Consider the following 13,694-nt stretch of genomic DNA (forward strand, 5'->3'; position numbering starts at 1 on the left):
AAGGGCATGGTTTCATTTGCCAAAGGCCACGGTACGCAAAACGATTTCTTGATTTTTCCAGATGATTTGGTGTCGATTGAATTGACCGAATCACTGGTCGCAGCAGTGTGCGATAGACAGCGGGGTCTTGGCGCTGACGGCGTCCTGCGGGTTGCCCGTGCGGGGAAACTCGTCGATGCCGGTGTTTTGGCGGCATTGCCGGAGGGGGTTAAAGCCGGCGATTGGTTTATGGACTACCGCAATAGTGACGGTTCTGTTGCCGAGATGTGCGGGAATGGTGTCCGCGTTTTTGCACACTATATTGCCGCGATTCACAGCCCGGACAGTGTCGTCGACGGAACTTTGCGGGTGGGCACTCGAGCAGGGCTGCGCGCTGTTTCGATTGATGAGCTCAGCCGCAGGCACGCGGTCGTCGGGGTGGATATGGGCCAGCCGGAAGTCCTCGGCCTCGCTACTGCGTTCATCGGTTCGGGCAACAATGCCCAGAAATTCGCCGGGATTGGTGTCGACGTGGGAAATCCGCATTTGGCCTGCGTCATGCCTGGCCTAAATGCCGCCGCTCTGGCGGAGCTGGAATTGGAAGCGGCGGGTAGTGTCGCGAAGCCAGTGCGTGCCGACGAAGCCATGTTCCCGAACGGCCTCAATGTGGAAATTGTCACCCCGCTGGATGCCTCTGATTCGGTGTCCATGCGAGTAATTGAACGCGGAGTTGGTGAGACCCGCTCGTGTGGCACCGGTACGGTTGCGGCAGCTATTGTCGCGCTGGCCGATGCCGGCCGGACTGAGGGGGTTGTGACAGTCAAGGTGCCCGGCGGTGTGGTGACTGTGGATGTCCACAAGGCCAGCAATGCGGATGGGGACTTCTCGGCGACCTTGACCGGGCCGAGCGTGATTCACACGCTCGGCGATATTGAGCTGGAAGCCCTGTGACTGGTAGCTAGTGCTGCAGGAGCACTAGCGGGGTAGTGGAAGCGGTGGGGAATCAGCGGACTAGTGTCCGCCGCAGCCACCGTCGCCACAACCACAGCCGCCATCGCCACAGCCGCCTCCGCAACCTTGAGGCGGAATGATCTCACCGGTCAGTGAGAAAGTGCCGGAGACGACCATACCCGGCTGGGGAGCTTCGTCGCCGCCGGGGACAAGTACGTCCATGGGGGTCGGAAGAGCAAGGTTGAGCACCCAGAACTTCTTGCCGGTCAGCTCATTGACATGCTTGCGGGAGTTATTGATAACACCAGCCAGTTTGACGGTTGCGCTAGGCGATGCCTTGCCGACCTGATCGCCGACAATTGCCTTAGCACCTTCGAAGTCCAATGTTGTCGGGGTTGCCCCAGTGCGCTTTTCGTACTCCTCAGCGGATGCGTCGAGGGTGAAATCAGTTGCCAGAGCTGATAGCGCGACATGCTCAAAAGTCTGAGTTCCGGCATCAACAATCATCGGCCCCTGTGACAGCAGGCAGGTAGCGACCTCGATGACCTTGTCAAAGTTATCCGATGAGGGATCATCCTCGACGATTTCCACGAGTGCTAAGACATCGTCCACGCTGGATACATGGGCAGTGACGGTCGGGCTGCCCGCGAAGCCGGCGTAGGTAGAAAATGGTTCAACACCCAGGATGTGCAGACGCGCACCAGAGGAATCTTCGAAACGGACCAGCTGGCCACCGCGGACCTCGCCGATGACCGACAGATTGTCACTGGCAATCGCGGCTTCCATCGCGTCTCGCCAGCTGGGGTAGTCCATGCCAATGCTTCGCAAGTCAGTAGTCATACTTTTCGATGATACTTCCCATATCTTCATCTGCGAACTAACGAATCGCACGTGAGCACATTGTGCTCTGGGGAACCAAAAACCATTCCATCGCACCGCGGCAACTATTCGACTGGGACTAACAATTCTGCCACGCTAAATAGGCAAATATTAAGTGTGGCATAAATAACTTTCCTTAGGCGCGCCCGGTTTATTCCATTTAGGCATGCCTAAGAGTAAGCTCGTCTCTGTAAACACCATTTGCTTAGGTTAATTCTTATCTATATAAGCGAGGTTTCTCATGCTCGGGTTGCGGTCTCGAAAGCAGTCGGATGACATTCAATCGCTTGCCGACGTCCCGGTGGGGGCAACCGTCACTCTGGGAGCGTCGCATGTGGATGAGCGCCTGTGTCGCAGGCTTTCGCAACTGGGGCTTCGCCCTGGAATGAGTGTCACTGTGGGGCGGAGCACCAGCGGCGGTGGGCGAATCGTCCATGCTGGCGCAACACGCTACGCCATCGATGGCAGCACGCTGCACAAGATGTCCGTCGCGGGTTAGGTTCCCTACATCTCTTTTTCTCACCTCCCTCCTGAAAGTTAACAATGACAACACCTATGGATTCCTCAACGCGAAAATTCGCATCCACGCCCAGCTGTCATGCTTGCAGTGGCGGAGCGCCAGCAAAGGATGGTGCACCTGTTGTCGCAGTGGTCGGCGCACCGAACTCCGGTAAGTCAACACTGTTCAATAGTTTGACTGGTGCGAAAGCGCAGATGGGCAATTGGCCTGGTACGACCGTAGAGGTCAGCCGCGGCGCGTGGAAGACCGATGCCGCTGAGTACGATGTCATCGATTTCCCGGGTGCCTACTCGCTGGATGCCATGAGTCCGGACGAAGAGCTCACTCGCGAGATGCTCATCGAGAAACCGGAAGAAGAACGCCCGGATCTCGTCGTTGTCGTTGTCGACGCCACGGCACTGGGCCGTGGCCTCTACATGGCCGCGGAATTGGCGGAACAGCCCCAGCGCATCGTTCTGGCTCTGACCAAACTAGATGTTGCCAAGGCCAAGGGCATCGATGTGAATCCGGACGCATTGCAGTCAGCTATGGGGATGCCGGTGGTGGCGCTGGATCCCCGTCGTAAAGCGGGAATGGCGCGGTTGGCCGACGCGGTAGCAGCGGCTCTGGACGGATGTAGTTCGGTGTCGTCACCGATTCGCCAGGTCGATGGTGACTCGATTGAACGTCTGGACGACGCACGCTTTGCCGCGATTGATGCGGCGGTTGCGGCATCTACGGGCGGGGTAGAGGACCGACAGACGTTCTCTGACCGCATTGATAACGTGGTTCTTCATCCGGTGCTCGGACCGATTGTGTTCCTGGCGGTCATGTGGGCAGTCTTCCAGATCACGACAACGGTGGCAGCGCCGTTGCAGGACGGTTTGGAAACCCTTATTACCGGTAATTTCGCAGATCTGGTTACCCGTGGATTAGAAGCGATGGGATGGGACCATCCGATTGTCACGGGGCTGCTTGTGAACGGCATCATCGGTGGTGTCGGCATGGTGCTGACCTTCGTTCCGCTGATGGCACTCATGTTCCTGTGCCTCGCAGTGCTCGAGGATTCAGGGTATATGGCGCGTGCAGCCGTGGTGGCTGACCGTGTCATGCGTGCAATTGGTCTTCCGGGTAAGGCATTTATTCCGCTCATTGTTGGCTTTGGTTGTAACGTGCCAGCGATTTCGGCAACACGTGTGCTGAGTAATCCGCGCCACCGCATTTTGACGGCTCTACTGGTTCCGTTTACCTCCTGCTCGGCGCGCCTAACCGTGTATGTCATGTTGGGTGCGGTGTTCTTCCCGGAACGCGCGGGCACAGTCGTCTTCGCTATGTACGTGATCTCGATTCTGCTGATCGTTCTGACCGGCCTTGCACTGCGTAAGACCCTGTGGCGCACCATGCCGTCGGAACCGCTGGTCATTGATCTGCCAACCTACCAGCTTCCGACCGCACGGCTGGCACTATCTGTGATGTGGATGCGTCTGAAGGGCTTCCTGCAGACCGCTAGTGGAATCATCGTCAGCACCGTCATCGTCGTATGGCTACTGATGTCTATTCCGGTTGTCTCCGGGCACTCCTTTGCCGATGAAAATCTAGCACCGCAGGACTCCGCATACGGTGCAGTCAGCGAAACTATTGCTCCTGTGTTTAACCCGGCAGGTTTCGGTACATGGTCTCTGACAGGTCCGTTGGTGACGGGCTTTGTGGCCAAGGAAGCCGTCATTTCTACCTGGGCACAGACCTATGCAGTGGAGGACGTCACCGACTCCGATTCGAGCGAACAGGCCTCCAGCCCGCTCGCGGAGAATATTCGACGTGACTTTGACAATGCATCCGATGGACACGGATTGGCAGCAGTCTGGGCCTATATGATCTTCCTGCTGGCTTACACACCGTGCGTGGCTACGCTCGCGGCACAACGTCGAGAGATCGGCTTGAAGTGGACGGGCTTCGGTTTGCTAGCGCAGCTGGTCGTTGCATGGGCACTGGCCGTGATTGTTTTCCAAGGGTTAAAGCTGTTCCTGTAAAGCCTCGTTGATTCCTAGTAGCTTCGGCAAAGCTACTAGGGCACACTTGCGAACTAGAAATCAGATCCAACAAGAATCGCGATACGGAAAGGAGCTATCGCCGTGGGACTCTTTAGAGCCAGGAAGAATACGACGGTTACTCGTCGGCCTTCAGAAGCCGTTCAGGATGCAATTGCGCAGGGCATTAGCTCCCGACGCAAGATTTGCGAAATCACTGGCCTGCAGCGAGCAACGGTAGACCTCATCCTTGACCGCATGGAACACACCGGCCAACTGCGCCGGGAATCCCTCGGTGGCATGTGCCCAGGCGGAGGTTGTTCCAACTGTGGAATGTCCGACAGTGGTACGTGTGCTGGTGGTAGTTCTAAGAGTGGTCCGGTCGCACTGGTTCTGACACGCAGGCCACCTTCTGCAGCCTAAGTCTTGAGCTTCGGCTCGGTATTCTCCGCACACAATGCGGAGAATTTGGCTTGTCATGCGACAATAGCAGCTAGTATGACGAATTTTTCCAACAACTTTGATGAGGTCAGCGACGAAACGTCGCAGCAAGCTCGCACCTCGCACGAGATGGACGATTTTTTCATCGACGCTAACGATGCTGGCGAAAACGCCGATAGTGCCTCCGGGGATGCGTTCGCAACGAACGTCGGCACGCAAAGGGAACCTACCGTCGGTGATTTGGATCTGGAGGCGCGTTCCTCTCTGCGCCGGCTGACCAGGTCAGTAGCGCATACCGAATCCGAAGAGGTGATGGTCGAGTACCGTCAGCTCCGACTGGAACGCGTGGTGCTGCTCGGTGTCTGGACATCCGGGACCCTTCAGGAAGCCGAAGTGGCGATGGAGGAGCTCGCCGCACTGGCAGAGACTGCAGGTTCGGAAGTTTTAGAGATGGTGCTGCAGCGCCGCGATAAGCCGGACCCTGGTACTTACGTGGGATCCGGCAAGCTCAACGAGCTTCGCGATATTGTCGCCTCTACCGGCGCAGATACAGTTATTTGCGACGGTGAGCTGTCTCCCGGCCAATTGGTGGCGCTGGAGGATCGCCTTGACGCCAAGGTTATTGACCGCACCATGCTGATTCTGGATATCTTTGCTCAGCACGCGAAGTCCAAGGAGGGCAAGGCGCAGGTCTCGCTGGCACAAATGCAGTACCTGTACACGCGTCTGCGCGGCTGGGGCGGCAACCTATCGCGTCAGGCTGGTGGTCGCGCGGGCTCCAACGGCGGCGTGGGACTGCGTGGTCCGGGTGAAACTAAGATCGAAACCGATCGTCAGCGGCTACGCCAAGATATGGCGCGAATCCGCAAGGAATTGGCTGGCATGAAGACTGCGCGCGAGATCAAGCGCGCACGTCGTAAGGCTGGACACCTGCCGCGCGTGGCAATTGTCGGCTACACCAACGCGGGCAAGTCTTCGTTGCTCAACGCACTGACAGGCGCCGGTGTGCTGGTGGAAGATGCGCTGTTCGCCACGCTGGATCCGACGACTCGTCGCACCAAGCTTTGCGACGGACGCACGGTGATTATGACCGATACGGTCGGATTTGTTCGCCACTTGCCGACCCAGCTCATTGAAGCTTTTCGCTCGACCTTGGAAGAGGTGCTCGAAGCCGACGTCATCATGCACGTCGTAGACTCCTCTGACCCATTCCCGCTGGAGCAGATTAAGGCTGTCAACAAAGTCATCAACGAAATCGCAGAGGAAGAAAAGGCTGAGATTCCGCCCGAGCTGTTGGTAGTCAACAAGGTGGACAAGGCCGATGGCATTACCCTGGCACAACTGCGCCACCAGCTCGATGATGCGGTCTTTGTCTCTGCACGAACGGGTGAGGGGATTGGCGAACTGGAGACCCGACTCGAGCTTGCTCTCAATGAGTTGGAGTCTCACGTCCATATGTTGATCCCCTATGACAAGGGCAATATCGTCTCCATGCTCCACGAAGATGCGACCGTGCTGTCGGAGACATGGACAGAGCAAGGCACCCAGATGGATGTGCGATTGCCCACTAGTCTCGCGGATGAACTGTCGGCATACCACATTGAACCTGCAGAGAATACTGACTTCTCGGCCGATGCGGATGAGGATAGTAGCAACGACGCCTAGTCGGAATAGGGCGAGCGGAGTTGGAATAGGGAGAGCGGCAAAGAACTCCGGCCGCCCTGGGGTTAAGGCGGTATCCGTGACGTGATCTGCGGTGGGCATCCACTAGCATTACAACCATGAATTCAACTTCTGACGCGGAGACCCGACAGGGAACCTCCGCAAATCCGCCTGCTGAAAACGCCGAACGTGGCCGTCTTTTCGGTTGGGATATTCACGGTGACGGTCGAAAGATTGCACCGGGAGCCGTGGTGGCTCCCAACGAACGCCTCGATTGGCCTCGCACGATTGGCATCGGCGCACAGCACGTCATTGCCATGTTCGGTGCAACTCTTCTGGTGCCGCTGTTGACCGGCTTTCCAGTCAACACCACACTGCTGTTCTCGGGTATCGGCACGATTGTCTTCCTGCTAATCACCCGAAACCGCTTGCCCTCTTACCTGGGCTCGTCGTTTGCCTTCATCGCACCACTGACCGCGACACAGGCGCAGGGTATTGGTGTTCAGCTCGGTGTCGTGCTCTGCGCCGGCATCGCGCTCATGCTCGTTGGCTGCGTTGTAAAGTTCGCCGGCAAGCGTGTCCTCGATGCAGTGATGCCACCTGCAGTAACCGGTGCCATCGTCGCTCTCATCGGACTTAACCTGGCGCCTGCCGCCACGGAGAACTTCGCCACTCAGCCGTTGGTCGCATTTGTCACGATGGCATCCATTGTCTTCGCAACCGTCGCTGGCCGCGGTATGGTCAGCCGTCTGGGTGTCCTTATCGGCGTACTAATCGGCTGGGTCTTCGCCGCTGCCACTGGAAATCTCTCGCCCGAGGCTACAGAAACTGTCGGCAATGCCGCCTGGATTGGTCTGCCCGCATTCCACGCGCCGGAGTTCCACTTCAATGCGATGCTGATTGGTCTGCCCGTCATCGTAGTACTCATCGCAGAGAATGTCGGTCACGTCAAGGCTGTTGCTGCCATGACCGGCCGAAACCTCGATGACATCGCTGGCGATGCTCTTATTGCAGACGGTCTAGCCACCACCATCGCCGGTTCAGCTGGTGGTTCTGGTACCACTACCTACGCTGAAAATATCGGTGTTATGGCCGCTACCCGTGTCTATTCGACCGCAGCTTACTGGGTGGCAGCTTTCACCGCCATTGCACTGGCTTTCATTCCAAAGTTCGGCGCACTCATCTTGACCATTCCTACCGGCGTGCTCGGTGGGGCAACGATGGTGCTCTACGGCCTGATCGGTTTGCTCGGTGTGCGCATCTGGATGGACGAAAAGGTCGACTTCAACAACCCGGTTAATCTCACCGCTGCCGCCACCGCGCTGATCGCGGGTATCGGTAACCTCACCCTCGACATTGGTTCGCTGACGCTGGAGGGCATTGCTTGGGGGTCGGTCGGCATTATTATCGGCTATCCAATTTTGAATTGGCTCTACAACCGCATCGGCGAGAACCGCTCGTAGGCCACCCGTCCAGGGCAGAATCTCGCACGAATGTTTAACGACGGAACCACGTGACCGTTGCCACGATGTTTCGTCGTTAAGCTCTTTTGCTTATTAATCGCTCAGATCTTGGGCGATGAGTTCGGCGATTTTCTCTACCGCAACCGCGTTGCTACTGGTCACAGTGACTTCATCGCCGAATTCGGCACCGAGTGCCATGAGCATCAACGAGGATGAAGCATCGGCCGGTTCGTTGTCGGGCTCGTCTGAGTCAAGGAGCTCGACCAGAATTTCTTCCTGAAAACGGGAGGCACGCTCAGCGATGACCGTTGCAGGGCGGGCATGAATACCCACCTTGGAGCCGACGTGGACATGTTGAGTAACCATGCGAGCGGCATCCTGCCTTTCTGCTTCTCGATTTCCTCGATGCCATTTCTGAGCTTAATAGGTTGCCCGGATGGGTTGGGGAATGTTTGCTGAAAATCGTAGAAATGCTCGTTGGGATGAACCAGCCGGTGCGGTAAAAACTACGCTTCCGCTGAAACGTCTGCTTCTAGGCTTTGATTATCGGTGCTGACTTGCCGCGGCCACAGGCTTTTAGCTGCCACAACGAGAATTGCTGCCACTATGCTGCCCAAGACGATTGCAGTAAGCCATGCGACAGGGTTGTCGATTGCAAACAGCACAAAAATACCTCCGTGCGGAACACGTGTGGCCGCACCCAAAGCCATTGAGGTGCCACCGGTGACGGCACCGCCAATCACAATCGACGGAATCACACGTAGCGGATCTGCGGCGGCGAAGGGAATTACTCCCTCTGAAATGAAGGCCGCACCGAGCACCCAGCCCGCTTTGCCGTTTTGACGCTCCGCCGAACTGAACAGCTTTGGTCGGAGCACAACTGCCAGAGATGTAGCCAATGGAGGTACCATGCCCGCCGCCATCACAGCGGCCATGACCTTCCATGATGCGGGATCTGCTGAGGCGATGTTTGCGACGGCAAAAAGATAAGCAGCCTTGTTGATCATTCCGCCCATATCCACGCACATCATTGCGCCGAGAAGACCACCGAACAGGAACGCCGCCGTCGTATCCAGTGATTGCAGCCACTGCTGCAGAGCCGTCATCAGCCACGCCAGCGGCATCCCGAGCAGCAGGTACATGGTGAGCCCAACGGACATAGCGCCGAGCATAGGAATCACGACAACCGGCATCAGCGGTCGCAGCCAGTCCGGGACTTTCATCCTCAACAGTAGGGCTACAACTAGTCCCGCCAGGATGCCTGTCACCAGGCCCCCAAGGAAGCCGGCGCCAACCGTGACCGCGATGGCACCGCCAATAAAGCCTGGTGCAATGCCGGCTCTGCCAGCCATGCCAAAGGCGATATAAGCACTCATTACAGCCACAATGACCTGCATGCCGTGGTTGCCAATGGCAAAAAGCGCCGAGCCGAGATACAGCCACAGCCCACTACGATCAATTAGTACGGTGCCGAGATCTTTTGTCGGCACAGCAATCGGGGCATCGAGTCCGATAATCTCCGGCAGCCGCAAATCCCTAGTCACGGCGTCAGCTACTACACCAACCTGATGACCGCCGACGAGGAATCCCAGCGCAATCAACAACCCCGATGCGGCCACGAACGGCACCATATAGCTGACACCGGTCATAATGGCATCACGAACCCAGTGTCCGAAGGCTTTGTCACCGCCTAACGATGATTTATGTGCCCCCACCTTCGTAGTTGCTTGTACCCTCTCAGATGAAGGGTCCGCGCCGGTAGTACCGGTTTGCGGACCGGCCTCCTTGTCGTGGTCATCCTTAGGTTGCGGCGCCTTTCGGTCGTAGGCGCGAACCCGTGATTGTTCTGCTTTTGCCTTCGCTTGTTCAATAACCGCAGTAGGTTCATTGACTGCCTTACGAATTGGCACTTTGACCTGTGGTTTATCGCTGAAGCGCTTAAGCCCCGTAACCCCAATATCGGCTGCGATTACTAGCACGTCGGCCCGGACAATTGCCTCTGCGGGGGCTTCCTGGGTTCCTGCCGAGCCCTGCGTCTCTACAGTTAGTGTGACATCAGACATGCTTTCTGCCGCGCCAGTAAGCGCTTCGGCTGCCAAATAAGTGTGCGCGATGCCCGTGGGGCAGGCCGTGATGGCGACGATATTGGTCTTCGCCGGAGGTTTTTTCGCTTTCCGACGAGGCGCTTTGGTGACGTGCTCGCTAATGATCCGGGCAGTCTCTTCATCGCTTTCAGCACCGCGAAGAGCTGCGCGAAACCCCTTATCGCGAAGTGCTTTTGCGAGTGCGGCCAGAATATCGACGTGGACATCGCTGTTACTAGATGGGACACCAATGAAAAAGAGCAGGTCCGCCGGCCCATCTGGTGTGTTGAATTCTGTAGCGCTGGTTAAGCGGGCAAACATCAGGGTCGGCTTCGACCAGTCCTCATGGCGGCAGTGGGGGATGGCTATCCCTCCCGACAGACCTGTCGGGGCCTTCTCTTCGCGTTCGAGGGCTGCTGCGACGATGCCGTTGCTGTCGGTGGCGCGGCCGGTCTCTACAGCTTTAGCGATGAGATAGTTAAGGATCTTCTCCTTTTGCGGACCGATATCTAGGTCAAGGAACACTGTCGACTCATCGGCTAGGTCTGATGCAATAGCGGAAAAATCTGCCGAAGAAGACATGGTTTTCTAATGCTCCTTATCTAGGCATCGAAAAGCTAAGCGTCGAGCTGCCATAACCGGCCGGCCTCGGGGTGAACCTGTTCTGGATAGGGGATGGTCGTACCGGGAAGACTGGTTGCCGCCGCCCCATAAGCTACGGCGGTGGTTAGTGCATCTTGGTAGCTATCACCGCGTTCGCGGGACATAACGTAGCCGGCCAAAGCACAGTCTCCAGCACCGACCGTCGACTGAGCGACTATCGAGGGGGAGGTACCAGCGAAACAACCGCCTGACTTCACTGAAAGCACCGCCCCTGCTTCGCCGAGAGTGGCCAGGACTTCGGAAACGCCAAGCTCGTTCAGCGCACGAGCAGCCTGCGCTACGGGAAGATAGTTCCCTTCGGCTGCAGCGGCCTCAAGTTCTTCGCCGTCCTGATCAATGATTTGACCAAGTTCGTAGGCGTTCGGCTTCATCAAAAAAGGTCGCACCTTTGGAAATGCGCGAACGACCTCAGTCAGTGGGCCGTCGCTCGTATCCATAGCAACACGAATATTCGGGTTGACCGAATACACCGCCTCGGTGCATTGAACGTAAAAATCCCTGGGGACACCAGGGGGCAATGAACCTGCGAAAACTACCCACGTGGCGTGTTTAGCATGGTGGATAAGTTTCTCCAGGACACGCCTACGGTGCGCTTTCGTCAATGTCATGCCGGGGGAATTGAGCTTGGTGGTTGTCCCATCTGGCTCTGCGAGTGTGAGATTAACGCGGGCTTCGTTAGTCGTGTTGATGGCTTCATGGGGTATGCCAGAGACTTCCAACAGGCGCGTGAATTTTCCGGAGTCCGATGCCGGGTAGAGCGCGAGCGTCTTTTCTCCGGCGTAGTGCAACGCCTTGGACACATTAATTCCCTTGCCACCAGCCATGTCCTCAGCCATTGGTAGACGGAACACGCCACCTCGCTTGAGCTCCGTATCGAGTCGAGCAAGTCGATCGATTGACGGATTTACAGTCAAGGTCAGGATCATGAAGCAACCACAACCTCGACACCTTGCTCCCTGAGATCGTTGACGAACTGTTCCGGGGCAGAGGAATCTGTAATCACGACGTCGATATCTTCCAATGCTGCAAAGCTGACGAGGAAGTCGCGGCCAAGTTTCGTCGAGTCCGCCATAACGATGACCTTGCGCGCATTCGTAATCATCGCGCGCTTTACCGCCGCTTCCTGTGGATCAGCAGTAGAAAGACCGTGGTCAATTGTCAAGGCATTAGAACCAATGAAAGCGACATCGGCACGCATAACCGCGAGAGTGCGGAGTGCCGTATCGCCAGCAACCGCCTGAGTAATGACGCGAACTTGGCCGCCAAGGAGTTGAAGCTCAATGCGGTTCGATCCTGCGAGTGTGATGGCGTTGGGAAGAGAGTTTGTGACAACCGACCAACGGCGGTTATCAGGGGAGTGGACCATCAGCTCTGCAAGAGCCTCGGTGGTAGTTCCAGCATCGAGAAAAATTCCACCACCAGAGTCAGGCAGAAAATCCGCAGCACAGCGGGCAATAGAGAGCTTCGCGTCCTTTTGCGCGTTCTTTCGAGCGGCAACTGAAAACTCAACAGTCTGAAAAGAACGAGTAGCTACAGCGCCACCGTGCACGCGGTGAACTGCGCCCTCTGCATCCAACTGAGCTAGGTCACGGCGAATCGTCTCTGCTGTGACATCGAAAGCTTCCGCAAGATCAGCGACCGTCACGCGCCCTTCGACTGCTGTCAAAGACGCAATCTTCCGGCGGCGTTCCTCTGCGTACATTCCCCGCTCCTTAGCTGTTAAGAAATCTCAGCTTTACTATCTGTTCCTAGTATGCCCGTTTATGTCTGTTTCGGGCAACGAAAATGTGGGAAATTAGAGGCTGCGTAGGACGCTGACAATCTTGCCGAGGATCTTGGCGTGCTCCGCGGGGAGCGGGTCAAAGGCGCGATTATGGGGCATGAGCCACTTGCCAGCAGCGTCTTCGTGCCATTCCTTGACTGTTGCTTCATCTTCAAACAGGGCTGCAACAAAATCTCCCTGTTCGACCACGTCTTGGGAACGGACTACCACCCAGTCTCCGTCGAGAATGCCCGCGTCAACCATGGAATCACCCACGACCTTGAGCAGGTATAGCTGACCAGAGCCCGTAATCTCCATCGGAAGTGCCATGTGACTTTCCACATGCTGCTCCGCCAAAATAGGGTTGCCAGCAGCAATCTGACCAACGATAGGAACGAAGATTGGCTCTGGCATGTCCTCTGGCATCTCGGGAGTTTGGGTGGTGCCAGTAGCCTTTGGTCCAGGCTTTACCGGAGTGAAAGTGCCAGCGGAGGACTTCGAATCCCTTACGTTTACCGCGCGGGGTTTGTGTGGGTCGCGGCGGAGAAAGCCCTTCTTCTCCAACTCCTTGAGTTGGTATGCCACCGACGAGGTGGAGTTCAAGCCCACAGCATCCCCAATTTCTCGAATGCTCGGTGGGTATCCGCGAAGTACGACGGCATCCGAAATGACGTCAAGGATCCGACGCTGCCGATCGGTGAGTGTTTTAGGGTTCGCTTTCTTCTTTTGAGCCATGGAACATCCCTTCTCAAACTCTTTCGAATGAATCATAACTCAAAACTGTTCGAATCGTCGAGCATCGAACACTGTGCGTCCTTGACTTCTTTGGAAAAGATGTCCATTATGCGTGTTCGGAGGCGGTGCCGATGTCGAAAATCGAAAATAAATCCGGATAACAGTAGACAACGTTCGAACATGGTGTTATAAATCGAACATGACAAGTTACTCGAACAGTCGTTTGATGAAAAGGTCTAGACGGATTCTCCGCATCCGCCCTTGGACATAGTCTCCACAGCGTCGGGAAACGGTCGTACAACTCTTATTCTCTCCAGGCCGGCAACGGTGGGAGAGTCAACGTTGGAAAGGGAGAAAACATGATGTCTACGGTTTCAACCGCACTAGGTGTTAGCAGCACATTTGATATTGACTTTTCTCAAGTTTCTGAGCGCTCTGCTCGGACGACACGGAAAGCCCCGTTGGTGTGGGGTGAACGTAGTGCGTCTTGCACCCAGCACATTGTTCGGCCCGGTCAGCGTGCACGTAGTGCACAACGCAATCGCAACG

12 protein-coding genes are annotated in these 13,694 nt (G+C 56.6%); 6 read left to right on the forward strand and 6 right to left on the reverse strand.

Translation table 11 applies throughout. From position 1 onward, the window contains the following. The first annotated feature begins 6 nt into the window (after positions 1 to 6). Positions 7 to 930, forward strand: a complete 924-nt coding sequence (dapF, locus tag HMPREF2820_RS01770) for a diaminopimelate epimerase (RefSeq protein ID WP_070602485.1) — start codon at positions 7 to 9, stop codon at positions 928 to 930. A gap of 60 nt (positions 931 to 990) precedes the next feature. On the opposite strand, the gene HMPREF2820_RS01775 is transcribed toward dapF, so the two are convergent. Further along, entirely contained in the window at positions 991 to 1,770 is a 780-nt protein-coding gene (locus HMPREF2820_RS01775; RefSeq protein ID WP_016422619.1) for a hypothetical protein, read from the reverse strand. A gap of 280 nt (positions 1,771 to 2,050) precedes the next feature. On the opposite strand from HMPREF2820_RS01775, the gene HMPREF2820_RS10620 reads away from it, so the two are divergent. The 5 genes from HMPREF2820_RS10620 (at position 2,051) to HMPREF2820_RS01790 (ending at position 7,901) form a co-directional block, all read left to right on the forward strand. Continuing rightward, positions 2,051 to 2,308 (forward strand): FeoA family protein, encoded by a 258-nt coding sequence (locus HMPREF2820_RS10620; protein WP_083308396.1) that lies wholly within the window; start codon positions 2,051 to 2,053, stop codon positions 2,306 to 2,308. Positions 2,309 to 2,364: 56 nt separating this feature from the next. Further along, a complete protein-coding gene (feoB, locus tag HMPREF2820_RS01780; protein ID WP_070602487.1) occupies positions 2,365 to 4,338 on the forward strand; it encodes a ferrous iron transport protein B in 1,974 nt (657 codons plus the stop codon). A 102-nt stretch (positions 4,339 to 4,440) separates the two neighbouring features. Continuing rightward, positions 4,441 to 4,758, forward strand: coding sequence for a FeoC-like transcriptional regulator (locus HMPREF2820_RS10785; RefSeq protein ID WP_101687554.1), 318 nt, complete (start codon positions 4,441 to 4,443; stop codon positions 4,756 to 4,758). Between the two features lie 75 nt (positions 4,759 to 4,833). Then, a complete protein-coding gene (gene hflX / locus HMPREF2820_RS01785; RefSeq protein ID WP_141751975.1) occupies positions 4,834 to 6,441 on the forward strand; it encodes a GTPase HflX in 1,608 nt (535 codons plus the stop codon). A 116-nt stretch (positions 6,442 to 6,557) separates the two neighbouring features. After that, the gene (locus tag HMPREF2820_RS01790; RefSeq protein WP_224784238.1) at positions 6,558 to 7,901 is read left to right on the forward strand and encodes a uracil-xanthine permease family protein; all 1,344 of its coding nucleotides are present in this window, start codon (positions 6,558 to 6,560) and stop codon (positions 7,899 to 7,901) included. A 93-nt stretch (positions 7,902 to 7,994) separates the two neighbouring features. Here HMPREF2820_RS01790 and HMPREF2820_RS01795 read toward each other — a convergent pair whose 3' ends face one another. The 5 genes from HMPREF2820_RS01795 to lexA form a co-directional block, all read right to left on the reverse strand. After that, on the reverse strand, positions 7,995 to 8,267 hold the full coding sequence (locus HMPREF2820_RS01795) for an HPr family phosphocarrier protein (RefSeq protein ID WP_016422625.1): 273 nt from the start codon (positions 8,265 to 8,267) through the stop codon (positions 7,995 to 7,997). A gap of 140 nt (positions 8,268 to 8,407) precedes the next feature. Next, positions 8,408 to 10,567 carry a PTS fructose transporter subunit IIABC gene (locus HMPREF2820_RS01800; protein ID WP_083308398.1) on the reverse strand — a complete coding sequence of 720 codons (2,160 nt, stop codon included), beginning with the start codon at positions 10,565 to 10,567 and terminating at the stop codon, positions 8,408 to 8,410. A 35-nt stretch (positions 10,568 to 10,602) separates the two neighbouring features. Further along, positions 10,603 to 11,574 (reverse strand): 1-phosphofructokinase family hexose kinase, encoded by a 972-nt coding sequence (locus HMPREF2820_RS01805; protein ID WP_070602489.1) that lies wholly within the window; start codon positions 11,572 to 11,574, stop codon positions 10,603 to 10,605. Beyond that, positions 11,571 to 12,350, reverse strand: coding sequence for a DeoR/GlpR family DNA-binding transcription regulator (locus HMPREF2820_RS01810; protein ID WP_016422628.1), 780 nt, complete (start codon positions 12,348 to 12,350; stop codon positions 11,571 to 11,573). Before HMPREF2820_RS01810 ends, HMPREF2820_RS01805 begins: the two co-directional genes overlap by 4 nt. A 93-nt stretch (positions 12,351 to 12,443) precedes the next feature. Beyond that, positions 12,444 to 13,145, reverse strand: coding sequence for a transcriptional repressor LexA (gene lexA, locus HMPREF2820_RS01815; RefSeq protein ID WP_016422629.1), 702 nt, complete (start codon positions 13,143 to 13,145; stop codon positions 12,444 to 12,446). Positions 13,146 to 13,694 lie beyond the last annotated feature (549 nt).

Source organism: Corynebacterium sp. HMSC064E08, assembly GCF_001811805.1.
Lineage (GTDB): Bacteria > Actinomycetota > Actinomycetes > Mycobacteriales > Mycobacteriaceae > Corynebacterium > Corynebacterium jeikeium_D.

Excerpts from the sequence above, each read along its gene's own strand:
- HMPREF2820_RS01810 (WP_016422628.1), bottom strand. The coding sequence starts at position 12,350 with ATGTACGCAGAGGAACGCCGCCGGAAGATTGCGTCTTTGACAGCAGTC.
- hflX (WP_141751975.1), top strand. The coding sequence starts at position 4,834 with ATGACGAATTTTTCCAACAACTTTGATGAGGTCAGCGACGAAACGTCG.
- HMPREF2820_RS01790 (WP_224784238.1), top strand. The coding sequence starts at position 6,558 with ATGAATTCAACTTCTGACGCGGAGACCCGACAGGGAACCTCCGCAAAT.
- dapF (WP_070602485.1), top strand. The coding sequence starts at position 7 with ATGGTTTCATTTGCCAAAGGCCACGGTACGCAAAACGATTTCTTGATT.
- HMPREF2820_RS10620 (WP_083308396.1), top strand. The coding sequence starts at position 2,051 with ATGCTCGGGTTGCGGTCTCGAAAGCAGTCGGATGACATTCAATCGCTT.
- HMPREF2820_RS01795 (WP_016422625.1), bottom strand. The coding sequence starts at position 8,267 with ATGGTTACTCAACATGTCCACGTCGGCTCCAAGGTGGGTATTCATGCC.
- HMPREF2820_RS01800 (WP_083308398.1), bottom strand. The coding sequence starts at position 10,567 with ATGTCTTCTTCGGCAGATTTTTCCGCTATTGCATCAGACCTAGCCGAT.
- feoB (WP_070602487.1), top strand. The coding sequence starts at position 2,365 with ATGGATTCCTCAACGCGAAAATTCGCATCCACGCCCAGCTGTCATGCT.
- lexA (WP_016422629.1), bottom strand. The coding sequence starts at position 13,145 with ATGGCTCAAAAGAAGAAAGCGAACCCTAAAACACTCACCGATCGGCAG.
- HMPREF2820_RS01805 (WP_070602489.1), bottom strand. The coding sequence starts at position 11,574 with ATGATCCTGACCTTGACTGTAAATCCGTCAATCGATCGACTTGCTCGA.
- HMPREF2820_RS01775 (WP_016422619.1), bottom strand. The coding sequence starts at position 1,770 with ATGACTACTGACTTGCGAAGCATTGGCATGGACTACCCCAGCTGGCGA.